Genomic DNA, 26,526 nt, shown 5'->3' with positions numbered 1-26,526 from the left:
CATAGAGTTTATTTTATCGTAATTATACCATCTTCGCCAGCCTTCAATACTCCAGTTTTGTTTAAAGTTACCGAAGAACCTTCTGGAAGGTTGGTAAAAATGACAGGTGAGATGATGGATTTGGCGTTTGCCTTCACGTATTCCAGGTCTACTTTCATAATAGGCTGGCCGGCTGACACAAGATCGCCTTCGTTCACCAAAACGTCAAATCCTTGCCCTTTAAGCTTCACTGTATTCACCCCGATATGAACAAGCACTTCTTTACCGCCATCGGATTGAATACCAATCGCATGCTTGCTCGGGAATACATTGAATACTTTACCATAAACAGGGGACACAATCGTTCCATCATTTGGCACGACCGCAAAGCCGTCACCTGTCATACGTTCTGCAAATACCGGATCGGGAACCGTCGAGATATCAACCAATTCGCCGTTAACAGGCATTACAATATCTTCTACAATAATGGTTTGTTGTTCTTCCCCAGCTTCCTTCTCCTCGTGTGGAGCAGGTTGCGCCGGAGCTGGTGCAGGTGTACGTCCAGCCATGATATCAGCCATTTGAGTTTTAATGGTGTCGGAACGTGTACCGAAAATTGCCTGTACGTTGTTGCCGACTTCAAGGACACCCGATGCGCCAAGTTGTTTCAGACGAGCTTTGTCAACGTTCGATTTCTCATTAACCTCGATCCGAAGACGTGTGATACAAGCATCCAGGTGCTTGATATTTGATGAACCACCGAAAGCTGCCAAAATGTTGTGCGGGAGCTCATCACTACTACCGGCTGCTGCACCATCCACATTTTCTGTAGCTTCTTCACGTCCTGGTGTTTTCAAGTTGAACTTCCGTATGATGAACCGGAATCCGAAGTAGTAAATCACTGCCAAAATCAGACCGACGATGATTACATACCACCAAGGCGTACGGGTTGGAATAATCCCGAAAATCAGGAAGTCAATGAATCCGCCTGAGAAGGTCATACCGATTTTGACATGTAAAATTTGCATGGTCATAAATGACAGACCTGCGAATATACAGTGTACTGCAAACAGCAGTGGAGCTACGAACAGGAAGGAAAATTCCAGTGGCTCCGTAATACCTGTCAAGAACGAAGTCAATGCTGCTGAACCCATGATACCTGCTACATATTTTTTGTGTTCTGGTCTTGCTTCATGGTACATTGCAAGCGCTGCTGCTGGCAAACCGAACATCATGAATGGGAATTTACCCACTTGGAACGTACTTGCTGTCAACGCCACTCCATCACGAAGCTGGCTGAAGAAGATCTGCTGGTCACCATGAACGGTTTGACCTGCTTTGTTAACATATTCACCAAACTCAAACCAGAACGGTGAATACCAGATGTGATGCAAACCAAATGGAATAAGCGCGCGTTCGATAACCCCAAACAGGAACGCCGACAAAGTCGGGTTGGAATACACCATAAAGTGAGATACTGCGTTAAGTCCTTGTTGAACTGGAGGCCAGATCAGAACCAGCGCAAGTCCGACAATCAGTGAGGACACCGCCGTTGCAATTGGAACGAAACGCTTACCCGCGAAAAAGCCCAGATACGAAGGAAGCTCAATTTTGAAAAAGCGGTTGTACATGGCCGCGGCCAGTATACCGATGATTATCCCGCCGAACACCCCGGTTTGAAGCGTTGGAATACCCAACACGTTCGCATAACCCGGTATTTTTTGAGCAATCAGACCAGGTGTGACACCCACGGCTGTACCCAAAGTAATGTTCATAACGAGGTAACCGATGATAGCAGCTAAACCTGCCACACCTTCACCGCCCGCCAGACCGACGGCTACGCCGACTGCGAACAACAGGGCCAGATTATCAAAAACGATTTGTCCGGCATTCATCATGATCGTCGCTACCGATTGAACCCAGCCCGCATTTAATGCCGGAATGTACTGGAGAAAATCAGGATTGACCAGCATGTTACCGATACCCAATAAAAGCCCCGCAGCTGGCAAAATCGCTACAGGAAGCATTAATGCTTTACCGACACGCTGTAAAACGCCGAAAAGCTTTTTAAACATACCTTCCACATCCTTCTCTGAAATTTAGAACAGAGGCAAAACAACAAAAAAGGCATGAGCCGATTTAAGTATGTTTGAAAACAACCTTGGGATATAGCTTGCCCCAGTAGGCTGTAAACAATCATAACTTAAAACAACTCATGCCTGATCGAATCAGTAACACGTTAAATGTTCAGTTGTTGTCTTCCTCATTGCAGAATTGATTATAGCACCCCGCTAAATGCGAGGCAATACTTTTTTATTCCTGTTTTATCACTTTTGTTGCTCCCCCTGCTCTTTGCGTTGGGACAACCGTTGCAGATGCATTGTCAAATAACTAACCTCAGCCGGGTACACAGATTTACGGAGTCTTTTCTCCATAATTTTCGTGAGCTTCCAGGCCAGCATATACATTTCCGGATACTCCTCATTCAAAAGCTTGTCCAATCGATAAATCTCCTGCACAATTTCTCCCCGGCGCACACGTTCAATCGCAAACCTCAGATGAGTCAGCAGTCGAGAATAATCAAGGGATTGAAGAGGAATACGATAATCCAGTGTCGTCTCGACAACCTGAACCATATCAGCAATCAGACGAGAATCCTTCCTAACCTCGGAGATATGCTGGTTTGTCATGGCGCTATAAATATGCAGGGCCACGAATCCGATTTCATCTTCTCCCAGATCTACATCCATCTTATCCCTGATTAAAGCAACAGCCTGCTCAGCCATCTTGTATTCCTGAGGATATATTTCCCTAGTCTCATACAAAAACGGATTATGAATCGTAATTCCCTGTTTATGACGGTTGATGGAAAACGCGATATGGTCAGTTAAAGCAATCAGTATGTGCTCATTTAGAGGCTTCTTTGCTTGAAGCTGAACAAGATGAAGCACCTCACCGATGACCTCAATGAGCTTTTCATCCAGCTCAGGAAGCAACCGTTTGTATTGCTCCTGTTCTTCATGGCTTTTTAATATAAATAATTTTTCAACTGAATCCAACGGCATAAGATCGCCGGGTCTGCGATTGAAACCGATTCCTTTTCCAATCACGACAACCTCATCATGCTCGGGATGCATCCCTATAATCACATTGTTATTCAGCGCTTTGGCCACTTTTAGGCTGCTCACATCCGCACCTCTTTTATCAGAACCTTGATCCTAAGAATTATAGCATGAAGCTCAGAGGAATCCACGTTAAAGTACCAAATATTCGGCTAAAGGTCAATAAAAAGAAAACGCTTTTCATCACATTGCCGGGAAATGCTGTGATGAAAAGCGGTCTTTTGGTTAGGGATAAATGCTCCCCAAAGACTTATCGTTATTCTTTATCTGTTAGCGCTACCTCCACCGAGGCTGGAAGAGGCTGCTTATTCGCTTCACCGGAAGGCGGCACGGAATGAAGGCCTTTTTTCCCCGTGGTCAACCCCTTGATTAACTGCTCCACATCAATACCGGATACACTCTTCAGCATCTCGGGTGCCGTAGCCATCAGTTCGGTGACATAATTGCTGACACGCGCTGCTCCTTCTCCTTTTCCCGTATCAACTACGGTGAGTTTATCAATGGACGCAATCGGTTCGGCAATACGTCCAGCCAGATCAGGCAGCATTTTCACGATAATATCGAGCACGGCGGCCTCTCCAAACTTCTGGAACGCCTCCGCCAGTTTTTCCTTGGCCTCCGCTTCTGCAAGTCCACGCAAACGGATGACATCTGCGTCTGCCGTACCTTTGGCGCGTTCGGCATCCGCTTCTGCTTGCCCGTTGAGACGTTTTTGTTCAGCTGACGCTTTAGCCTGTGTCTCAATCGAGTATTGCAGCGATTCAGCCTCACGCATTTTACGCGATTTATCTGCTTCCGCTGCTTGCTCGACCGCATACCGATCGGCTTCTGCCTTCTTTTTCACTTCCGCATCATATTGCTTTTCACGTACCTGTATTTCCTTGGATTGAAGATCAATTTCCCGTTCTTTGCGCACCAGCTCGACCTTCATCTGCTCTTCGACAGCAGTCTGCTTGGCACGGGCCTCCTGAATGTGATAAGCCTGATCGGCTTCTGCCTTCGCTGTATCCTGTTCTTTCTTAAACGAAGCCACTTTCAGTTCCTTCTCCTTGGCTGCCTCCGCAATGTTGGTATCCCGCAGCAGTTCTGCCTTCTGGCCTTCCTGTTCCGCACGCGCCTTCTGAATCCGGGCATCCCGCACAGCCTCGGCTTCTGCAATCTCAGCATCCCGTTTCACAGCGGCAATTCTCGGCTTACCAAGCGCATCCAGATATCCGTGCTTATCACGCACATCTTTGATGGTGAATGAAACGATTTGCAAGCCCATCTTTTTCAGATCACGAGCAGCCACGCCCTGTACTTCCTGCGCAAACCGATCCCGATTACGATAAACCTCTTCCACTGTCATCGAACCGAGGATTGCGCGTAAATGTCCCTCCAGCACTTCCTGAGCCTCTCCTCTAAGAGCCTCCAATGGCTTCCCGATGAACTGCTCGGCTGCTGTAGCCACATCCTCAATGGAACTGCCGACCTTGATAATCGCCACACCATCCGCAATCACGGGAACTCCTTGCTCCGTATACACTTCCGGTGTGGTTACATCCAGTTTATGGGACAACAGAGAGATGAATTCGGACTGCTGGAAAATAGGCCAAATGAAGGCACCCCCGCCGCGTACAATTTTAATTTTGCGTCCAGAGTCATCCTCGGAAATATTTTTATTTCCCAGAAAAGAACCCGTCACGATCATCCCTTCATCCGGTCCTACCGTTTTGTAACGGGCCCAAAAAGCGATCCCTAATATAACGATAACGATGACAACAATCCCAGGGACCAACACAATATCTTGCAAATTTGACACTCCCGATCACGCTCCCTTCAAGTTAAGCGAATGCGCCGTCTATGTGTCTAGGTACGCTACGCGGACGACGCCCTCTGCGACCTCAACCACGACGATACGGGTTCCCGCAGCAAGCGGTTTGTGATCGAAGCTCGATGCTGTATGTATGGTGTTGCCTGCACCCAAGCGGATCATAACCTCCCCGTAACCAACCTCAGGTACAGGAATGGTGACCTCACCGATCCGGCCAGTCAGCTCACGCATGGAGAAGCCGCTGGATACTTCTGAATTCACCATGGGCTTGATAAACGCAAAAAACACGAGTATTCCGATGACAAACGCAATCCCTAAAGCAAGCACGACGACCCACCCCATGCTCAGTCCAGTATACTTTGTCAGCAGTACTCCAGCTCCGCCAAAAGCGGTCATGGCTCCAAGTAAAACGACAGGTCTGAACCAATCGAGGCTCGGCAGCTCCAATGCACCATCCAGCCAACCACCGAGTACATCTCCAATCAGCACACTGACTACGGTAAAGATAGCGCCTCCTGCCAATAACCACCAAAATATGGTTTCCATGCGACTCCTCCTTCCATGTACCTTTTCAGTCTGGTTTCCAGTCTATAACTATGTTTACGTATTCAACCTTAAAAAGTTTCAAAATTTTCCTCCAAAATCCCACGTTGAACCCAAAAAAGCACGTTTGTACGTCTAATGACGCACAAACGTGCTTAAAATGATACAAGTATCAGTTTACAGAGATGCTTTGTAAATTTCGACTACATCTTCGCGATTGAGCTTATTAAAACCACCAAAAGATCCGAATTTCACAGCTTTTTCAGCCATAACATCGATCTGGGACGCATCAATATCGTAATCAGCCAGACGGCTTGGTGCACCAATCGAGTTCCAGAAATCACGCAACGCCTGAATACCTTCCAGCGCCACTTCTTCATCACTCTTGCCTTCTGGGTTTACATGGAACACATTGACGGCCAGTTGTTTGAAGCGTTCAGGCTTCACATGCAGATTGTGTTTCATCCAGTTCGGGAACAGAATAGCCAGTCCTCCACCATGTGGAATATCATAAACAGCAGACACAGCATGTTCGATATTGTGAGTAGCCCAGTCACCTGTCAGCCCCATGTTCAGGAAGCCGTTCAGCGCCATCGTACCACAATACATAATCGTTTCACGCAGCTCGTAGTTTTCCAGATCGTTGACCAGACCTGGAGCCGCATCCATGACCGTACGCAGTATCGTTTCGCACCAGCCAAGTTGGACCGGAGTATTGGATTCCAAATGGAAATAATGCTCCAGCGTATGTGACATCATATCTACGATTCCGTAAACGGTTTGATTTTGTGGCAGTGAGTATGTGTTTACAGGGTCAAGAATAGAAAACGCAGGGAACGCAAATACGCTGCCCCATCCCAATTTTTCCTGTGTTTTTTCATTTGTAATAACAGAACCCGCATTCATTTCAGAACCGGTAGCTGCCATGGTCAAAACTGTACCTAATGGCAATGCTGCCTGTGGTGCCGCTTTTCGCTCTGCAAAATCCCACATGTCGCCATCATATTTTGCACCAACAGCAATGGCTTTGGAACAATCCAGCACACTACCACCGCCTACAGCCAGAACGAGGTCGATTTGATGTGTTTTACACAATTCCACGCCTTTATGTACTGTAGATAAGCGAGGATTCGGTTCTACACCAGCCAGTTCCGTTACCTCTGCACCAATTTCACCAAGCAAACTTATTACATTATCGTACAAACCGCTGCGCTTAATGCTGCCGCCGCCATATACAAGCAGTACACGTTTACCATATTTAGGAACTTCACGCTTGAGAGCCTCCAATTGTCCTTTACCGAAGATCAATTGTGTAGGATTATAAAATTCGAATGCTTTCATCGCAAACGCTCGCCTCCAATAGTTCTAAAGTTTAATGTTAAGAAACTACTCTATTATAACCTTTTCGGTTACAGGAAACAAATATGCTTTATTTTCAGAAAAAAACCACACTCCTTGAGGAGCATGGTTCCATGTCATATCTTGGGAGGGTTCTCGTAGTGTATTATGTGCTACGCCAGCGATTTTATTCTCCCAAAGTATATCCCAATTGTTTCATAAAACGACCAAACGCCTGCTGCCCGGACTCATTCCGTTTATACACTCCTGCATGCTCTAAAATTTCACTGAATTTCAGTCCAACTTCATTTTGTACGGTACGAACAGCCGTTTCCTTGTCAGGCAAACGACCGAACCGAGTGTTTAACTGATAAATCCAGTCTGCATGCTTAAACAGTGGATGTCCTTCCTGCTGCATAGCCACTGCCAGTTTGTCATCCCCACACAAAATATCTGCAATCCCATCCAGTTCATCCTTGAGCCGCCCCGGTAATATGGCAAGTCCCATAACTTCGATCAGACCGATATTTTCCTTCTTGATGTGATGCATCTCGCGATGAGGATGGAAAATACCTTCCGGATACTCTTCACTCGTTCGGTTGTTACGCAGTACGAGATCCATCTGATACCTGCCTTCGGAATCTCGGCGCACAATCGGCGTCACAGTATTATGTGGAATCGTTTCCCCCTCCTGCTCTGTATGAGAGAGGACATCAGCTACAGGATCACTATAAACTTTCCAGGCTTCAAAAGCAGCATTTCCCGCCTCCAACAGCGCCTCGGCATCTGTTGACGTAAAACGGATGACCGACATCGGCCAGTTTACAATCCCTGCTGTAACCTGCGGGAACGCTTCATTATGGTATACACCGTCCACACCCGCTTTTTCAATTGGGAATGTATGACGACCACCCTGAAAATGATCATGGGTCAGGATCGATCCGCCGACAATCGGCAGATCCGCATTGGAGCCAATAAAATAATGAGGAAACGCTTTCGTAAAGGCCAGCAATCGCCGCAGTGTATCCTTCGTAAGCTTCATCGGTACATGATCATGATGGAACACGATGCAATGCTCGTTGTAATACACATAGGGTGAGTATTGAAAAAACCACGGCTCCCCATTTAATTCTACCGGAATGATACGCAGATTTTGACGGGACGGATGATTTACTCTTCCTGCATATCCGACGTTTTCACGGCATAATTGACACTTGGGATAAACAGGCGGCGGCAAAAGCTTCGCCATCGCAATTTCCTTAGGACTTTTTTCTGGCTTGGACAAATTAATCGTGATTTCCATATCCCCGTAAGATGTCGACTGATTCCAGTACACATTGCTGGCAACCCGATCCATTCGGATGTAGTTCGAATCGATGGATAATTGATAAAAAGCATCTGTCGCCGCCTCTATACCGCGTTCAGTCTCCGTTTGATGAAAGTCACGGATGACTTCAGACGGTCTCGCCATCAGCAGTCCCATGATTTTGGAATCCAGCAAATCACGATACGTATCTGTGTTTTCAGGGATAAGTCCTATGGCAAAACCATAATCTATCAATACATTAAGCACAGGCTGGAGAGCTTCGGGGGCCATAACGCCCCCTGCTTCCCCACCTGAATAAGGCTCCGAAAACCCAAACTGCTCCAACAGCAGATTACGGCTGTAATCTGTATCCTGCGGACCGATCAAGCCCTTGTTTTGTGCGAATGCAACCAGTTGCTCCACCGCATATAGAGCCGATTGCTGCACAGTTTCGTCGATGTCATGGGCCAGATGCCGGGAAAGTTCCCGGCCTTGGCCTTTATCTGCGGATTGGCGCTCGCTCATATGTCATCGTCTCCCGTCTATTCGTCGCTGTAGCCGTGAGGGTGCGACTGATGCCATCCCCATGCTCCGCTAATAATATCCTCCAATTGGGTACGTGCTGGACTCCAGCCCAACACCGAACGAGCCTTGTCAGAAGATGCAACCAATATCGCTGGATCGCCTGCGCGGCGTGGCTCTGTCACAACTGGAATGTCGAGTCCAGTGACCTTGCGTGCCGTCTCAATAACTTCTTTCACAGAGAAGCCCTGTCCATTGCCCAAGTTGAATACGTTGCTGTCATTGCCTTCGCGCAGGTAATTTACTGCACGCACATGAGCATCCGCCAGGTCACTTACGTGAATGTAATCCCGAACACACGTGCCGTCAGGTGTCGCATAATCCTCACCAAACACAGCGATGTGTGGACGTTGTTTCAAGGCTGTCTGGAGCACTAACGGGATCAGATGGCTTTCTGGTCGGTGATCTTCACCGATCTTGCCGCTCTCATGCGCACCAGCCGCATTAAAATACCGTAAAGACACATATTTGATGCCTAAAACTTTATCAAACCACGACATCATGCGCTCCATCATCAGCTTTGTTTCACCATACACGTTGGTTGGCTCTGTACGGTCTCCCTCTTCAATCGGCACCTTTTCCGGTTCGCCGTAGGTAGCCGCAGTAGAGGAAAACACGATTCGGCGCACTCCAGCATCCTTCATCGCCTCCAGCAAGCTCAGCGTGCCAAATACATTGTTGTCGTAATATTTACCAGGATTTTGCATGCTTTCTCCAACCAGCGAATTGGCTGCAAAATGGATAACTGCATCGATACTATTTTCAGAGAACAGTTTGGAGAGTAGTTCTTTATCCCTCAAATCCCCTTCATACAACTTGCCTCCAAGCAATGCTGCTTTGTGCCCGGTTTGCAAATTGTCCAGCACCACAACTTCTTCTCCCAGATCCAACAGTTCTGCTACGGTATGTGAACCGATATATCCAGCTCCACCTGTGACTAAAATGGCCATGTTATTCGTCCTCCTTCAGTTCTTTTACTCCGTCTCCTGCCTTGCATACATAAAAGCTGGCTTCCAGCCCTGTGCGGGTCTGATAAGCTTCGCCGACTTCCTTCACAAAACGTTCCACATCGTCCTCATGAACCAATGAAACCGTACAACCTCCAAATCCGGCTCCTGTCATACGAGCACCCAGCGTGCCAGGAATGCGTCGTGCTTCTTCAACCATGACGTCCAGCTCCGTGCAGCTGACCTCATACAAATCGCGCAATGAATCATGAGAAGCATTCATTAACTGACCAAAAGCTGCAAGTTCATTCGCTGCGAGAGCATCGACAGAGGCCAACACACGAGCGTTTTCCTCCACTACATGCTGTGCCCGCCGACGCACTGTTTGGTCCGCGATGTGATGCTGAAGCTCTCCGAAACGCGCCTCATCCAGCTGAGCGAGGTATTCCAGTGATGGCTCCTGCTGCTGTAAAATGGACAGTGCTTCGGCACACTGGCTACGACGCTCGTTATAGGCTGAGTCCACCAAACCGCGACGCTTGTTTGTATTGCCGATCACGAGCTTATAAGCCCCCGTGCGGAATGGCACTTTACGGTACTCCAACGTATCGCACATCAGCAGAATTGCATGATCAGCTGCTCCGTTCGCTACAGCGAACTGGTCCATAATGCCGCAATTGACACCAACGTAATTGTTTTCTGCCCGCTGGGACAACAAAGCGATTTCGACCGTATCTGTTTCCTGTTTTTCGATCGTGAGAAACGCATATCCTGTAACAACCTCAATGGAGGCTGAGGAGGATAATCCAGCACCATTCGGTATTTCTCCATGATAGAGCAGGTCATATCCGTTAGACGGATGAACTCCCTTTTCAGCCAACTCCACCAGCACACCCACCGGATAGTCCACCCACTCATCCGTTTTGTTTTTACCTATTTCTCCACGGGGGATAGACACTTCATACGACAGGTTTGTCGAAGCAAAATGAATTTCATCATCATTGCGCGCACGAAGGATTAGCGTCGTTCCGAATTCCAGCGCAGCCGGGAGTACATAACCACCGTTATAGTCGATATGCTCTCCAATCAGATTGACACGTCCAGGTGCATGAAATATCCGCAGTTCATTGCTGCTTTCACCATATTTTTCAATAAAATGTTTCTTTAATTCAGTAGAGTTCATATCCGCATCCACCTCATATACCGTTAGTAAAGGCCTCCCTGATTTCCCTGTAACATCTTAATCAGGTTGACATCTCTTATGATTTCAGTATAAATGAAAGCGTCACACAATGTAATGCATCCATGTGTTTAAGCTATGGATAAATGTGACTTGGATATGTACAATGTAAGTATACCGCATCCGCTAAACCATTCACAAATGCAGGAAGGATGACCCTATTTTGCAAGCGCATTCATATAGTTATGCCGTCGCCTCTAATCCGGTGTTTTATGAAAATAGCCCGCTGCATGTGCTTTTTGCAGGAGAGAGCCAAACCAAATCCGGTCATGCCGTGGGGCCGAAAATCTATGATTACTATCTGCTACACTTTGTAGAATCGGGCAGAGGTATCTTCCGAACGGAACAGCACACATATCAGCTTGAAGAAAACGATTTTTTCCTTATTCATCCCGGTCAGCTGGTGAGCTATACCTCTGATGAAGAGGAACCGTGGCGTTATCGTTGGTCTGCGTTTACCGGGCACCATACTGAGCAGGTGGTGCAGGAGGCCGGGCTACGTGTTCACCAGCCTGTCTTTCATGCTTCCGATCAAAGTCCCATCCCCGGTTATTTGGAGCAAATGCAACTGGCCTTTTATAGCAGAAAATCTAGTTCTCATCTATCAGCCTTGGGCTATTTGTATCTGATTATGGGGGAAGCAGGCAATTACCTGAGTGACTGGACTGATCCGTCCGGGGCGGATTCGCAAATTCAACGTACAGTCAAGCAGATGGTTCAATATATGTCCACTCAGTACGCACACCCCGTTTCCATTGAGCAAATGTCTGAAGGACTTGGCTATAATCGTGCGTATTTGTCACGGATATTCAAAAAGGAAACGGGCATTTCCCCCGTCACCTATCTACTTAAGCTAAGAATCGACAAATCACGTCAACTGCTGCGTGAGCGTCCTGAACTATCGGTAGAGCAAGTGGCCGCTTCGGTCGGACTAACCGATGCCTTATATTTCTCACGTCAATTCAAACGCTTCTGTGGTCAGTCTCCAACCGAGTACCGAAGCAAGGTTAAGCAGTATCCACAGTCGTAAAACAGACTTAAACAGCCCGCATCCTTCAAACGGATACGGGCTGTTAATTTATATTGTATAAGAGAACACGAAATTAGGCCGATGACTACAAATTAACTTTCGCCATTAGGCTGTGCCGCCGTCCTGTCAGTTCCCGGCATTCAGAATCGAATCAATCCGATCCAATTCCTCCTGAGAAAAGTCCAGATTGGATAAGGTAGCAACATTTTCTTCAATTTGGCTTACACGGCTTGCCCCAATCAAGACAGAGGTCAGACGTTCGCCGCGCAGAGCCCAGGCCAGCGAAAATTGAGCCAAACTTTGTCCGCGTGCAGCAGCCATCTGATTCAGGGCGCGTACCTTGCGAAGTGTCTCTGGCGTCACATGGTTCTCATTCAGGAAAACCGAAGTACTCGCTGCACGTGAATCCTCGGGAATTCCGTTCAAATATTTATTGGTCAGCAATCCCTGCGCCAGCGGGCAAAAGGCAATGCTGCCTATCCCGTTTTCGTCCAGTACATCTTGTAATCCGTTTTCAATCCAGCGGTCGAGCAGGGAGTATTTCGGCTGATGAATCAGAAGCGGTGTTCCCAGCTCCTTCAGAATGCGAGCTGCTTCTGCTGTTTGCTCCGCACTATAATTGGACACACCCACATACAGCGCTTTGCCGGATCGTACGATATGATCCAGTGCTCCCATCGTTTCTTCCAGCGGCGTATCAGGATCAAATCGGTGAGAGTAGAATATGTCCACATAGTCCAGCCCCATCCGCTTCAGGCTCTGATCCAGACTAGATATCATATACTTGCGAGATCCCCAGTCACCATAAGGCCCTGCCCACATATTGTAGCCAGCTTTGGTGGAGATGACCAACTCATCCCGGTACGGTTTCATATCACTGGCTAATACTTGTCCAAAAAATTCCTCAGCTGATCCCGCAGGAGGGCCATAGTTATTAGCTAGATCAAAATGCGTAATTCCCAGATCAAAGGAGCGAGTAATCATGCTACGGCCATTCTCCGCGTTGTTAATCCCGCCAAAATTGTGCCACAAGCCCAGCGAAATAGCGGGCAGTTTTAGACCTGATCTCCCTATACGGTTATATTTCATAGTTTCATAACGATCTTCGCCAGCTAAATAAACCATGCTATCCCAGCCTCTCTCGAAACATTGTAATGTCCATCACAACATCATCATAGCGCTTTTATCCAGGCGTTGACAAGAAAACGATTACAGACCTAATTGATGAGCAAGTTTTTCCATAACTTTACCGATTGGATCAGTGATCAAAAGATCCGCCTTATGATCATACGAGGTGGGATCCGTATTCAGCAGCACCGTATGTTTACCACGAAAATAAGTAATCAAGCCCGCAGCAGGATGTACTGTCAGCGACGTTCCTCCAATTAACAGCAGATCAGCCTGCGAAATAGCCTGTACGGATTGAATAATGGTATCCTGATTCAGCTCCTCCTCATATAAAACGACATCCGGTTTGATAATTCCTCCATCTATTGGACATTTAGGTACAACCTCAGAGCTGTTCATCACTTCATCTAGGCTGTAAAAACGTCCGCATTCCATACAGTGGTTCCGATGCACCGAGCCATGAAGTTCCAATACATTCACACTGCCGGCAACCTGATGTAAACCGTCAATATTTTGGGTCACAACCGCTTTTAGACGGCCTTGCTTTTCCAATGACGCGAGGAAATGATGACAACCGTTCGGCTCCGCATCGGGATGCAGCATTTTGCTGCGATAGAAGTCGAAGAACACTTCAGGATGCTTCACAAAAAATGAACGGCTCAGCATAACCTCAGGGGAATAAGGCAATTTCTCCTCACTTTGATACAGGCCTGCTGCCGAACGAAAATCCGGAATACCACTTTCCGTCGATGTGCCTGCACCGCCGAAAAAAACAATATTCTGCGATTGCTGTATCCATTCCGCCAACGTATTAACTTTCATACCCTACGCACCTCCAGCTCTTCATATCCACGAACAACCTTATCCGCATCCAGCAAATGACCAGAACGTTCTGCTTCTGGCGCAAATCCAATAGCGAGCCGCACTCCGGCACGTTTGCCCATCTGCATGTCCCCATTGCTGTCTCCAATGACTACCACGTCCGCCGGCGACAATCCTAGTAATGCGCAGGCTTTTTCAGCCATTTCCGGGTCAGGCTTACCATATGTAACCCTATCATGTCCGATAATCTCATCAAAATAGGATGTCAGCCCCATCCACTCCAAATGCTCCTGTGCAGCCTCTGTACTGTCAGAGGTCACAACCGCTAGCTTCAGCCCCGCATAGCGGCTTTGCTCCAGCAATGTCCGCAACCCTGGAAACACCTTCGCTGCCCGATGTCGCCGAATATCAGCCATCGCCGTTTTATTAAAGTCGCGGACAAGCCGTACAGCTTCATTCCACGGTACACCAGCATTATAAAGCTGCCAAGCCAGTACCCCCGTACTTTCGTCCACCGTCCCCATGGCCAGCGGGCCAGAAGGGTCGTAACCGATCACACGTCCCTCCTGATCGTGAACAGTACCTAGAACGGTACCTTTTTCCACCGTAAAACCGGCACCTGCCACGGTAAGATGCTGCTCCATCATATCCAGTATAGAACGAGCCCAGGGGCCCCACAACTGAATAAAATCCAGCAACGTTCCATCTTTATCTAATAAAATACCACGGCATGGGTACCGCTCCCCCTGCACGATCAGCTCAGACATGCAGCACACCTCCTTTACTGATTCTTAGCAGCCACATCCACACTCTCTTTCATCCAGTCCTGTAAAGCCGTTACCGTCTGATTCCATTGCTCGGCAGCGCTAATTTTTGCAGGATTATCCCCTTTTTGGACACCATAACTGCCGAATTGGGCATGATTTCCCCCTTCGACTGTAAAATACAGCGTGTTGGCCGGTAAATAAGTTCTTCCACTTTGAACATTTTCCATCTGGACGACTCCATCATCACTTCCCAGTAGAGAAATAACGGGCAGATTTTTATCCTTTAAATTACCCTTGTTATCCGGGTAGGAGGCGAGGAAAAATACACCTTTGACCTGATCAGGATGTGCAGCTGCATATCGGGCCGCCATCACACCCCCTAACGAATGGCCTCCAATAACAAACGCTTCTTTCGGATATGCCTTTAGCACTTCATTCGCTAAATCCGGGGAGATCAATGCAAGGTTCAGTGGCATTTTTGCAATGATCACATGATGACCCTTTTCCGCCAGACGGCGTGCTAAGGGCGCATAACTTTCGGGCTTCACCAACGCCCCTGGATACAAAATGACTCCAGTTCCGCTTCTTTTTACAGGCTCAAAACCAACCCAATGTTCTTGTTCATTTACTTTCACAGCATCCGCTACTTCGGCTAATGCAGCAGCCGCCGTCTCATCAGGCTGATAAGGCGTAAATACCTTCCATGCCCCCCACCCTGCGATCAGTACAATGACAATCAGGATGCCTAAGAGAATTTTCCATATTTTCCGAGGACCACGTGTCCCATATGAATTGTATGATCTTCTTGTTCTTCTTCTCATTGTAAAAGTTCCTTTCGCCTTTTGTACCTCGAAATTCGTAATTTGAATATAAAATGTGTCGCTGTATTCATCAGCGTAACTATAGCCTTGTTAGGGTAACATCGTTGTACATACAGGGTCAAATCAGCATACATTTCCAGGTATTAGCCCATCTTTGTCCCGTGTTCAAGCTTTCGCCACATAATAAGGACATGGTAGCGCTTACCGTTGTGAAAAAAATCACAATGATAAAGTCCAGAGTATCGTACCTTGTTCCTTGTAAAGAATTATTTTTTAAATAGTTTAGTCGGCAGAAGCCGTTCGGAGGGGAAACACATGACGACAAGCCATGATGTACAAGGGGAAAGCTTCTTTCTCAATCTGCGATTTCTGTTGATCATATGCGTATTTGCAGGAAATGCTCTGGAGCCTCTAGTCGGTTCACTTCATATTGCCCAACAATGGTTCAGCTGGATATTCATGTTCCATATGCCGTTGTTTGTACTCGTTACAGGTTACTTTGCCAAATCATCTTTGACCGGACCCGCAGGCCAAAAAGTTCTGCTTCAGATCGGTATGCAATATCTTATTTTTCAATCTCTTTATTCGATCTTGGATGTTGCACTCTTCCACGTTCCCCATATCCATCATTCGTTCTTTGCTCCTTATCTGCTCCTCTGGTTCCTTGCCAGCCATATCTGTTGGAGACTGCTGATGCTGACTTTTCAGAAAATACCACCTGTCCTCCAATTGGGTATATCCGTGCTGCTGGGTATCCTTGTCGGGTATCTCCCTGTGGATGGTATATGGCTGAGCGTATGCAGAACCTTTGTTTATTTGCCCTACTTTGTAGCAGGTTATCATTTGAATTATGCGGACGTTCGACGGTTCTTCACAACACCAGTCCGCATAATCGCTGGGATTGTATCTCTTCTGCTTATGGTACTGGCGGGAACGTCGTATTTCGGCATCCCGGCAGGCTGGCTGTATGGCAATATGACTTACGGTGAATTGGGCCATACCGAATGGTACGCAGGAATTTACCGCATCGGCATTTATGGAGTTCAATGGATAGCATCGATGGCGTTTCTAAGCTTTGTTCCGGCCGTGACAGGACGTATAACTGAGATGGGAAGACGGACACTATATGTCTTTTTACTCCATGGCTTGATCGTCCGTACCGTCGTTGCAAAGGGAGTCTACGAATATATAGATACTCCAGTAGAAGTCATGTTGATTGTAGTGTGTGCTGCAGGTCTGTGCTGTATGTTGACCATGCCTTGGGTTCGAACTGCAACAAGACCTCTGATTGAGCCACAGGTAGAGTGGATGCTAAAGCCAGCTCCCTATCCTTTTAGACGGTCCGCGTAATCTTTTTATCCCTTTTTTATTTAACATTGAACACGCGACAACCCACTCACAGACGAACATGTAAGCGAGTCTACCCTCTCTTTACTCCACTTAGAGCCTGTTTCATACAGGCGTGATGTGGTAAGTAAAGGATGCGCGCAACAAAAAACAACTTTTTTATTAAGGAGTGATTTGTAATGGCACGTAATCAAAATCAGGGGAAAATGAGTCGCGAAGAAGCAGGTCGTATGGGTGGAGAAGCTACTTCCAAGAAGCACAATAAGGAATTTTATCAGGAGATTGGTAAAAAAGGCGGGGAAGCAACCGCAAACTCTCATGATAAAGAATTTTATCAGGAAATCGGCAAAAAGGGCGGCGATGCTACAGCTGAGTCGCATGACAAAAATTTCTACAGAGACATCGGTCGTAAAGGCGGCAGAAATTAAGGTGTAGTGTCATATTCCGCCCTCCTTTAACATAAAAACAAGCCTGAGCCCATCCGCTTTATTGCGAAATGGGCTTTTCATATTTTACCTGATACGCAAACCTATCAGTATACATATTTCTAATAGAATCAAATTCAACCTTTTCTAAATGCAATATATAGACAAATAAAACTAGTCATATCTATATATTGTTGATTACAGAACACTTCTTGTACTTTTTCAAAATCTTCATATATGTAGAAAAAAGCTCACATCTATGATAGACTCTTTAGAAAACATCTGCGCTATTACGGCGTCCATTGAACGCCATACTATTTTTATACTTTGGGGGGAAACCAGCATCATGACAGCTAAGACGAAAATGCGTTCCGATATGATTAAAAAAGGCTTTGACCGCGCTCCACACCGCAGCTTGCTGCGCGCAGCGGGTGTCAAGGAAGAAGATTTTGACAAACCGTTTATTGCGGTATGCAACTCGTATATTGATATCGTACCGGGCCACGTCCATTTGCAGGAATTTGGCAAAATTGTCAAGCAAGCCATTCGTGAGGCAGGCGGTGTACCTTTCGAGTTTAACACCATCGGTGTAGATGACGGCATTGCCATGGGGCACATCGGTATGCGTTATTCTCTGCCGAGCCGTGAAATTATAGCTGACTCTCTGGAAACTGTCGTTTCCGCTCACTGGTTTGACGGCATGGTTTGTATTCCTAACTGTGATAAAATTACCCCTGGCATGATGATGGGCGCATTGCGCGTTAACATTCCAACTATTTTCGTCAGCGGCGGTCCTATGAAAGCTGGTAAAGACAAGAACGGACGCTCTATTTCCCTGACCTCCGTCTTTGAAGGCGTAGGTGCATATCAGGCTGGTAAAATCGACGATCAAAGCTTGCTTGAATTAGAACAATATGGCTGTCCGACATGTGGCTCCTGTTCAGGGATGTTCACAGCGAATTCCATGAACTGTCTCGCAGAAGCGATGGGTCTGGCTATGCCGGGTAACGGCACCATTCTCGCAGTAGCAGAAGAACGTAAAGAATTCGTTAAACAATCTGCACGCCAATTAATGGAATTGATTAAGCTGGATCTTAAACCACGTGATATCGTGACTAAAGAAGCTATTGATAATGCATTTGCACTGGATATGGCAATGGGCGGTTCCACGAATACCGTATTGCATACATTGGCACTTGCCCATGAAGCAGAAGTTGACTACCCTATCGAACGTATTAATGAAGTCGCAAACCGCGTACCTCATCTGTCCAAATTGGCACCTGCTTCCGACTATCATATTGAGGATGTTCATAATGCAGGCGGCGTAAGCGCAGTCCTGAATGAATTGTTGAAGAAACCGGGCGCACTGCATGGTGACTGTATTACTGTAACCGGAAAAACCATTCGTGAAAACGTAGAGGGTCAGGAAATTCTGGACACTAACGTTATCCATAAACTGGACAACCCTTATTCTGAACGTGGCGGTCTGGCTGTATTATTCGGTAATCTGGCACCGCAAGGGTCCATCATTAAAGTCGGTGCAGTTGATCCTTCGGTTGGTGGTTATCACAAAGGTCCTGCTATCTGCTTTGATTCACAGGAAGATGCACTGGCAGGTATCGCCAACGGTAAAATTAATGAAGGACACGTTGTTGTTATCCGTTATGAAGGTCCAAAGGGCGGACCTGGTATGCCTGAAATGCTCGCTCCAACTTCACAAATCGTGGGCATGGGGCTTGGTGCCAAGGTGGGTCTGATTACAGACGGACGCTTCTCAGGTGCTTCCCGTGGTATCTCCATCGGTCATATTTCCCCCGAAGCCGCAGAAGGCGGACCTATCGCTTTTGTTGAGGACGGCGATATCATTGAGCTGGACTTGAACAATCGTAAGATTGAGCTCCACATTACGGACGAAGAATTCGAACGTCGTCGCGCCAACTGGAAAGGCTTTGAGCCGAAGGTGAAAACGGGTTACCTGGCACGTTATTCCAAGCTGGTGACGAACGCAAGTAACGGCGGAATTATGAAAATCTAAATGCTTTGCCAAGATAGGATTACTTTATGAACGGCTAAAAAGCCTCTCGATCCCTAACAATGGATCGAGAGGCTTTTTTATTAGGTCATTAGGTTAGCTATTCAGTCATTTCGCTGTTGAGTATATGGACATCATCTCTCTGAGCTGTTTGCTCAAGAGCTTCGTCTGAGCAGTGTGAGTCTCCCTGATGAAAACGGTCAAACAAGGTATCCATTGGCATCACAATCAGTTTCGGTACCATTACATCTTTTTTTTCACTCAATTGCTCTGAACCCGAAGGATGAATAACACGAAATAACAGCTTTAGATATACAGTGGACACATGCTTGAACAGTCCTTTGGGAAGCTCCCGAACCTGAAATCCCAACTTCTCTGGTCCCCGATGAATCATACTTACTGCATAGATCGCCTTTACACCCTTCATTTCAGAATCATGTACAATGCGTTGGGCCAGATCAGGAAGTTGTTTTTTCACAATCCGAACCAATTGAATAGCTAAATGTACCATCGACTTTGCCGTCGAACCCAATTGAAATAACTTTTTATTATCAAAATGAAGCTCAATTATCGGGTCCCCTTTTTCTAGCCACCTGCTGTTCTCCATATTTACATTTGGCCCATGATAGATACGGCGACGATAATAAAAGATCGTATCCTCCTGACTTACGGGACGAAGACGAAACAAAACATGGAATAGCCGCTCATACTGGAGCCATCCACATACCAGCGTTCTTTTTGACCAGCTCGTACTGAACATCTCGGAGGCAGTAGGTTGATTGACAGACTGACGGCAAAACAATGTATCCACCCGTACGCTACGTAATTGTCGTTCTTGGGCGACCCTCAGCAGCTTCTCCAGCGCGATTAGCATATTCTGGGGCGCTTCCGCGTCTGCCCCCAATGTCGTACCACAGTCATGGAGCAGCATCACCTCGCCACCCCTTAGCTTTTTGAGCATTCTCTCCGCCAATTGTTTCGCTCCAATGCTTGCCTTCCAATCTCCGAACATGGAGGACCATAATACGATTCGACGACCATGGGTGTTGGAAATATCAAAAAAGTTCACTATCCCCCAAGGGGGGCGATAAAAGGTCGTTCCCTCGCCAGTTACTCGACGAATGACTGACTCTGTCTGGGCAATTTGTCTTCTGACCGTAACAGGCCGCATAAGCCAATTCGATTTGTGCACATAATTATGAATACCGATCAGATGACCTTCATCATGCATGCGTTTCAGAAGTTCAGGGTGTTTTTCTGCATTCATCCCAACAACAAAAAAAGTAGCCTTGGCATCAAAACGCTTCAGTAAATCAAGCAGCTGTGATGTATACACTGGATCAGGGCCATCATCAAAGGTGAGTGCATATTCTTGCTCACTTTTGCCGCGCCTGAACACCCGGAAACCAAATATACGACTAACCAGCGCCGGAATAAAAGCATAAAAAGTCGAAATGTAAAACATCCATAACAGCAGAGTCTGCACGTTTTATCCCCACTTTTCTATTCTGAACTCCCCAAGCAGGCTTCCTGAGGAAAACTCACTTACTTATATGTTATCACAATGACGCAAACATGCCGAGATTTCGCTATTGCATATGGTCAGCATTGAGGTCCAATTTAGTGTACAATAAATAAAAATCTAAAAGGAGTCGTTGTATACATATGCTTCCATTGTACAAAAAATATTGGCGTACCGTTTTTGATATCGGTCTGATCGTATTAACCGTGTATTTAATTATGTTCGTATCCAGCAAACTCTATCAACTTGCCGCACCTGTGTTCCTTTCGTTTGTCGTGTTCTGGTGCATTGAACCTGCAGCCCGTTATTTTCATCGGAAAGGAATGAAAAAGCCTTTTGCCTCCGCACTCTCCGTATTGCTGTTTATCATCCTTTTACTTGCTATTTTTTTCGGATTGGGCTTGATTCTGGTTACGCAATTTACGAAAGTCGCGCAAAACCTCCCACAATATACTCAGATTATCCAAGCGGAATTCACGCGGTATCTTCATCTTTCTCAAGATAAAATCGCTGCTTTACCTCCAGGTGTTACCGAACGTGTGAATGAATATTTTGCGACTGCCACCACCATTGCTACGAAATGGGCACAGCTAGGATTATCCTTTTTCATACAGTTCCTCAGTTCTTTCACTGTTTTTATGGGCAACTTTGCGGTTGCGATCATTTTAGCGTTCTTTTTAAGTATGGAAATTAATCTTTGGAAGGGAATTGCCCGTAGTAAAACACCCAAGACACTAAAAACTGCTTACCTTTTTCTGAAAAATCACGTACTTAAAGCTATCTCCGCTTTTCTCAAGGCTCAAGCTCTACTGGTAGGGATTACCTTTGTTCTCGTATTTATAGGTTTACTCATTTTGCAAGTGGATAATGCCCTCTCATTGGCGCTCGTGGCAGCTTTGTTTGATATCCTGCCCTTGTTGGGTGTGCCTGTTATTTTTATTCCATGGGCAGTGTATCTGTTCATCACAGGCAATACCGGCCTGGCTGTAGGTCTGCTTATTGTCATGGCTGTCACGGTGATCGTCCGCCAGCTGGCAGAGCCTAAAATCACTGGTAATTCCATCGGTGTTTCATCTGCCTATCTGATGCTTTCCTTTGCCATTATATCGTTGTCCATCTTTGGACTAGCCGGATTAATCCTGTCTCCCATTCTGATCATTTTGCTCAAGGAATTGTGGCAGCAAGGCTATCTGCAGAAATGGATTCGCTTTCCGACAGAGGAATTTGACGAGCCTCCGTTTATCGTTAAAATCCAGGAGGAAGATCGTGAAGCTACCCGTGGAACTCAGGAGGATTGAGCTAACAGATCCATTACTTGACCAAACAGTGCTGTAGCTTGATTTGCAGAATGTGTTGAAGCATTTTGTACAAGGACGGCGACCGTATAACGAGGCTGCTCTATCGGACCATACCCTATAAACCACTGGTGATTGATAGGGTGACCGTTCTTCAAAGCTTGGGCCGTACCTGATTTGCCGGCCAGATTCCATGATTTACTACGCAAGGAGGCACCCGTCCCCTGTGTCACAACCTTTTCCATTGCTTCACGAAGCGTGCGAGCCGTCGATGTGTGAATCAAGCGGCTGCCCTCGGGTGAAGGTGCAGCATGAGCAGGTAGTTCCAGTAAGGTGCTACCATCTGCGTAGCTGATGCGTTTGACGAGGCGTGGTGCATGTACTTGACCATCGTGCAGCAAGGTGACGATGAGATTAGCAGCTTGGAGAGGCGTTACCAGCACATCGCGCTGACCGATAGCTGTCTGTACACGTACGCCCGGATCAGACGCGTTCGTATGGGGGCCGAATACGGCTCCCTTTTCTTCGTGATCCAGCGGTCTGAATTGAGGTAGTCCTGCAAGATTCCGCTCCTGCCAGCCCACAGTTCGGCCCAATCCTAGTGCAGAGGCTGTGGCCTGAATTTGCTCAGGATTAAGCCGTTCACCGAGATGAGCGAACACACTATTACAGGATACGGCAAGCCCTTCCTCCAGGTTCAGGGTACCGTGTCCTTCTTTTTTCCAGCAAGCCAAACCGTACTTGCCATAAGTTCCATGACAATGGAATTGTTCCTGCGGTTGGACAACACCTGATTCAAGTGCAGCAGCAGCCGTAACCAACTTAAAAATGGAACCAGGCGTTATCGCCTTAAGTGCACGATTAGACCAGTCTGTTTTTTTCTGGGGATCAACATGACCGGGATTATAAAAAGGGCGAGACACCATCGCCAGTACATCCGCGTTGCCTGCATCGAGCACTACCACCGCCCCTTCTGCCAAATGACTAGATTCCGTCAGCTTTTCAATCTGTTCCTGTATAGGTAGATCAATTGTAGTCTGTACCTGTAATGGATAGTGACCATTGGATGGAGCACTGACACGCAGCGGTACATGAGTCAATGGACGACGCTGCGCATCTACAAATCGGGAGACGAACGTTTCACCGACGCCGCTCAGTAGCGGCTCCAGCGTTCTTTCCAGCCCGGCTGCCCCCATCGGCAGTTCACTCGCTCGGTCGGCACGATTATACAGAAAGCCAAGCCATTGCCTGCCATTGGGCAAATCCCTGTAACGTTTCGCATAAGGTACAAGCTCAATAAGCGAAGGGGCTAGCTTCAGCAGTTTGCCTGCTTCATTCGGATTGATTTGTACGGGCTCTCCACCCCCATCACGCCATATGAGCGGGGATTGCAGTCCTTTCCAGCGTGTCAGTAGTTGCTTCTTACTCGTACGCAGTAGCTCGGCCAGTTCTTCGCCATGTATAGCCGCTTTGCCATCTACATCGGGAAAAAGCACTGGCGCCCATACGACTTCGCCAGTCAAGGGTTGCCCATGCCGGTCCGTAAACTGTCCACGTCCAGAGTCGATAGAAATGCCCTCCTGTCGCTGACGTGCTGACATTTCCCTAAGCGAATGCCCTCCATAAACAGACATATGAATGCCCGCTGTCCCCTGAATCCAAGCCAGTCGGAATAATAAAATCAGCAGTAGCGCCATCACCCCCAAGGCCATATATGCAATTCGACGTTTTCGTATGAAACTGCTACCACGCCTCGGCACACCCATCCTTCTTTCATCATTTTTCCAGTAGTATGTCCTGTAGTTGAAAAAGAAAACCCACTCAACTTTTAACGTGAATGGGTTTCCGAATTTATTTGTATCTTGTGATGTCTGCTTCTGGACTCCAATCTAAAATCTCGTCTAACGAATAAAAAAACGTAATAAAAATAGTAATGGCCAGCACAACCCAAGCTACCTTTGTGTTTGTATTCATCTTTTGCTTTCCTTCTTGAGGGATTTTTAAGCACATCCAAATAAAAAGTACAAAACCACGGAGATCAGTGACATTCCTGATTCCCATGGTTTTGTTATATCTACACCGTAAACCGCGAAAGCTGTTCCTTCAAATTCACCGATACTCCTTCCAGCTTATCCGACAAACCTACTAGTTGATTACCGATATTGGCCTGCTCAGTGCTGAGCGAAGCGACTTCCTGCGAAGTAGCCGAGGATTGCTCGGCCACCGCACTTACATTGGTCATTGCCTCGGACAAAGTGGTCTGCGATTCACTCAGATGATGAATGGAGGCGGTAACCGTTCCCAATCGTAGCGCGAACTCTCCCATTTGCTGCTGCACCGATTGGAAAATGTCCGTTGTTTCCTGCACGGCTCCCATCTGTTCCCGGAACAGCGGATACACCTCAGATAATGCCTGTACCGTTTCATTCATTTCATTGACGATGTTGTTAGTAATGCCTGTAGCCGTACGAATAGCTTGACGTGATTGTTCAGCCAACTGCCGAACCTCATTAGCTACCACCATAAAACCACGCCCCGACGTCCCCGCTCGTGCCGCTTCAATCGTCGCATTCAGTGATAGAATATTCGTTTGTTTCGCAATATCCTGTAATACGTCCAGCACCTTAAAGACATCGGAAGTTGTCTTCTTCAGTTCATCTACTTTGCCTACCAGAGCATGCGTAGTTTCTTCCGTAACCTTAGTCTTGCTCAATAGATTTTTCAGTTGAACTGTCCCTTGTTCACTGGATTGTTCAACTTCTTGTGCGACCAGACTCATTTCATGATTGGAAGCCATCACCGTATCCATTTGCTGAGATATATTCCCGGTTAGTCCGCTACCACGTTCAGCCTCTGTTGCCAAACTGGCGGCTCCATGAGCAATTTCTTCCGTTGCTGCTGCAATTTCTTTAGCTGAAATGGCTGTCTTCTTCGAGGCATCGCCTAGTTCTGTCGCTGTATTCAGAACCTCCTGAGCTGAGGCATTCGTCTGCTCTACCAGCAATGTAATTTGCTCCATCATGATATCAAAGCTTTCTGACAACTGCCCAATTTCATCCTGAGCCTTATAGTTCGTTCGAATTTGCAAGTTGCCTTTGGCGCCTTCGATCATTAAATCCTTTAGGTGTGTCAATGGACGAGCCACGAGGCGCACGATCCACAGGCCAATGAACAATGCAATGAGTGCAGCCACTGCAGCAAATATCCAGGTCGTGGTTAGAATCCCCTTAGCGTCTCTCACCAGCTCAGATACAGGTACTACACCCACGAGAATCCATTTGGAAGTTCCCAGCGTATTATGAACCGCAAGCACATTTTGCTCTTTGCCATCTGCAACCTGCTCCATAATTTGATTTCCTTCAATCCCTTCAAGCTTGGAAACGTAATCCAGCTTTGTCTTTCCTCCTGCCAAGCTCTCATTGTTAGAACCTATAAACTCACCCTTGTCTGTCACAAGGCTAATCATACTGCCTGAGCCCAAATTAACACCTTTCAACTCGTCCTCCACCGCACTGGACTTTAAATCCATAACCAGAACATAAGTCCCTCCCAACCCGGACATGCTGTTCATGGAGCGTGCCAGACGAAAGGTCTTGCTGCCATTGTCATTCACCTGCGTAGGTAGCCAAACCATTCCCTTGTTTTTCAAAATATCCTTAAACCACGCTTCCTGCCGTACATCCTTTTGTGTTCCGGTGCCCATAGCAGCTAAATTGGTTTCTTCCGGGTACAAGTACATTGAATCAATCGCTTTATTCGTAAAAGCAAGATTCGTTAGCTTCTTATTCACTTCGCCCATAGCAACAAAAGATGCAAAGGGATTTTTATCTTGCTTTACTGCCTTTTGCAACTGATCACTTAATTCAGTATCGAAAAATACCTGTGTCGATGTGTCTTGAAAGCGCTCTAGAATAATATCAAGCTTTTCTGAAGTTTGCTGGACGGTCTGCTGATAAGCCGTAGCTGCATTTTGCTCAATCGTACTTTTAGCCTTGTAGTATGAGAGCATCCCCAAGCTGACCACAAATAACATAATTGCCGCAAAAAAGATCAGAAACAACTTCATTCCAACCGAACGTATCGGATTATAGTTTTTGACCAAATGCATGAAATCTTTACTGTACCTTTCCGGCTTAAGTAAACGCTTTAAATTGTGTGTACCTTTACGAGTCGCTTTAGCTACCCAGGGGGCAACCTTCGAAGACACCGCACCCGCTTGTTCCCCTTTTTCCGTGGTCACTTTACTGCCTTTCAAACCCTGCATTTGATCCGTTTTCTTGGGTTGCCTTTTTACTGTATTCCCCTCTTTTTTCCGTAAACCCATTCCTCTCACCTGCCACCATATAATTAGTTTCTAATTCCACGTCATCCATTATGTATCTATTATCTATATAACTTCTATCGGAACTATTCGACAAGGAATGTAGCTTTCCTTTGAGTATCAACTAAATTTTGTGAAACTTTTTT

Annotated in this window: 20 protein-coding genes; 5 read left to right on the top strand and 15 right to left on the bottom strand. The window is 46.8% G+C overall.

The annotated features are described in order from the left end of the window. Positions 1–8 precede the first annotated feature (8 nt). The 8 genes from ptsG to MHB46_RS21880 all read right to left on the bottom strand — a co-directional run bounded on the left by ptsG (position 9) and on the right by MHB46_RS21880 (position 10,813). On the bottom strand, positions 9–2,054 hold the full coding sequence (ptsG, locus tag MHB46_RS21915; protein WP_250260684.1) for a glucose-specific PTS transporter subunit IIBC: 2,046 nt from the start codon (positions 2,052–2,054) through the stop codon (positions 9–11). Positions 2,055–2,306: 252 nt separating this feature from the next. After that, positions 2,307–3,167: a glucose PTS transporter transcription antiterminator GlcT gene (glcT, locus tag MHB46_RS21910; protein WP_023989882.1), complete on the bottom strand. Its 861-nt coding sequence runs from the start codon at positions 3,165–3,167 to the stop codon at positions 2,307–2,309. 190 nt (positions 3,168–3,357) lie between these two features. Beyond that, positions 3,358–4,893, bottom strand: coding sequence for a flotillin family protein (locus MHB46_RS21905; RefSeq protein ID WP_061829261.1), 1,536 nt, complete (start codon positions 4,891–4,893; stop codon positions 3,358–3,360). A 48-nt stretch (positions 4,894–4,941) separates the two neighbouring features. After that, positions 4,942–5,460, bottom strand: coding sequence for a protease (locus tag MHB46_RS21900; RefSeq protein ID WP_341163400.1), 519 nt, complete (start codon positions 5,458–5,460; stop codon positions 4,942–4,944). 174 nt (positions 5,461–5,634) lie between these two features. Then, positions 5,635–6,798 (bottom strand): iron-containing alcohol dehydrogenase, encoded by a 1,164-nt coding sequence (locus MHB46_RS21895; RefSeq protein ID WP_341163399.1) that lies wholly within the window; start codon positions 6,796–6,798, stop codon positions 5,635–5,637. Between the two features lie 184 nt (positions 6,799–6,982). Further along, positions 6,983–8,626: a UDP-glucose--hexose-1-phosphate uridylyltransferase gene (locus MHB46_RS21890; protein ID WP_341163398.1), complete on the bottom strand. Its 1,644-nt coding sequence runs from the start codon at positions 8,624–8,626 to the stop codon at positions 6,983–6,985. Positions 8,627–8,643: 17 nt separating this feature from the next. Next, the gene (galE, locus tag MHB46_RS21885; RefSeq protein ID WP_341163397.1) at positions 8,644–9,633 is read right to left on the bottom strand and encodes a UDP-glucose 4-epimerase GalE; all 990 of its coding nucleotides are present in this window, start codon (positions 9,631–9,633) and stop codon (positions 8,644–8,646) included. 1 nt (position 9,634) lies between these two features. Next, positions 9,635–10,813: a galactokinase gene (locus MHB46_RS21880; protein ID WP_069290182.1), complete on the bottom strand. Its 1,179-nt coding sequence runs from the start codon at positions 10,811–10,813 to the stop codon at positions 9,635–9,637. Between the two features lie 220 nt (positions 10,814–11,033). Between MHB46_RS21880 and MHB46_RS21875 the strand changes: the two genes are divergently transcribed. Further along, positions 11,034–11,900 (top strand): AraC family transcriptional regulator, encoded by an 867-nt coding sequence (locus MHB46_RS21875; RefSeq protein WP_069290183.1) that lies wholly within the window; start codon positions 11,034–11,036, stop codon positions 11,898–11,900. 126 nt (positions 11,901–12,026) lie between these two features. Here the strand turns inward: MHB46_RS21875 and mgrA are convergent, their stop codons facing one another. The 4 genes from mgrA to MHB46_RS21855 form a co-directional block, all read right to left on the bottom strand. Next, a complete protein-coding gene (gene mgrA, locus MHB46_RS21870) occupies positions 12,027–13,025 on the bottom strand; it encodes an L-glyceraldehyde 3-phosphate reductase (RefSeq protein WP_341163396.1) in 999 nt (332 codons plus the stop codon). An 84-nt stretch (positions 13,026–13,109) separates the two neighbouring features. Beyond that, positions 13,110–13,850, bottom strand: a complete 741-nt coding sequence (locus tag MHB46_RS21865) for an NAD-dependent protein deacylase (protein ID WP_341163395.1) — start codon at positions 13,848–13,850, stop codon at positions 13,110–13,112. Beyond that, positions 13,847–14,617, bottom strand: a complete 771-nt coding sequence (locus MHB46_RS21860; protein ID WP_341163394.1) for an HAD family hydrolase — start codon at positions 14,615–14,617, stop codon at positions 13,847–13,849. The genes MHB46_RS21865 and MHB46_RS21860 overlap by 4 nt, the downstream gene beginning before the upstream one ends. A 14-nt stretch (positions 14,618–14,631) precedes the next feature. Further along, on the bottom strand, positions 14,632–15,438 hold the full coding sequence (locus tag MHB46_RS21855; protein WP_061829271.1) for an alpha/beta fold hydrolase: 807 nt from the start codon (positions 15,436–15,438) through the stop codon (positions 14,632–14,634). 315 nt (positions 15,439–15,753) lie between these two features. On the opposite strand from MHB46_RS21855, the gene MHB46_RS21850 reads away from it, so the two are divergent. From MHB46_RS21850 to ilvD, 3 genes are all read left to right on the top strand, one after another. Next, on the top strand, positions 15,754–16,788 hold the full coding sequence (locus MHB46_RS21850) for an acyltransferase family protein (protein ID WP_165178708.1): 1,035 nt from the start codon (positions 15,754–15,756) through the stop codon (positions 16,786–16,788). Between the two features lie 176 nt (positions 16,789–16,964). Beyond that, positions 16,965–17,213, top strand: a complete 249-nt coding sequence (locus MHB46_RS21845; RefSeq protein WP_023989894.1) for a KGG domain-containing protein — start codon at positions 16,965–16,967, stop codon at positions 17,211–17,213. A 343-nt stretch (positions 17,214–17,556) separates the two neighbouring features. Then, a complete protein-coding gene (ilvD, locus tag MHB46_RS21840) occupies positions 17,557–19,245 on the top strand; it encodes a dihydroxy-acid dehydratase (protein WP_023989895.1) in 1,689 nt (562 codons plus the stop codon). Positions 19,246–19,342: 97 nt separating this feature from the next. On the opposite strand, the gene MHB46_RS21835 is transcribed toward ilvD, so the two are convergent. Then, positions 19,343–20,728 (bottom strand): polysaccharide deacetylase family protein, encoded by a 1,386-nt coding sequence (locus MHB46_RS21835; protein WP_165178709.1) that lies wholly within the window; start codon positions 20,726–20,728, stop codon positions 19,343–19,345. A gap of 179 nt (positions 20,729–20,907) precedes the next feature. Here MHB46_RS21835 and MHB46_RS21830 point away from each other — a divergent pair, with 179 nt between their 5' ends. Beyond that, entirely contained in the window at positions 20,908–22,062 is a 1,155-nt protein-coding gene (locus MHB46_RS21830; RefSeq protein ID WP_341163393.1) for an AI-2E family transporter, read from the top strand. Here MHB46_RS21830 and MHB46_RS21825 read toward each other — a convergent pair. Together MHB46_RS21825 and MHB46_RS21820 are read right to left on the bottom strand one after the other, a co-directional pair. After that, on the bottom strand, positions 22,050–23,825 hold the full coding sequence (locus tag MHB46_RS21825) for a peptidoglycan D,D-transpeptidase FtsI family protein (RefSeq protein ID WP_341163392.1): 1,776 nt from the start codon (positions 23,823–23,825) through the stop codon (positions 22,050–22,052). The genes MHB46_RS21830 and MHB46_RS21825 overlap by 13 nt on opposite strands. A gap of 308 nt (positions 23,826–24,133) precedes the next feature. Beyond that, positions 24,134–26,383 (bottom strand): methyl-accepting chemotaxis protein, encoded by a 2,250-nt coding sequence (locus MHB46_RS21820; RefSeq protein WP_341163391.1) that lies wholly within the window; start codon positions 26,381–26,383, stop codon positions 24,134–24,136. Between the last annotated feature and the right edge of the window lie 143 nt (positions 26,384–26,526).

The sequence above is a fragment of the Paenibacillus sp. FSL H7-0703 genome (assembly GCF_038003485.1).
Lineage (GTDB): Bacteria > Bacillota > Bacilli > Paenibacillales > Paenibacillaceae > Paenibacillus > Paenibacillus polymyxa_B.
Note: the sequence above shows the minus strand (reverse complement) of the source record. Positions and strands in the feature narration are given on the sequence as shown.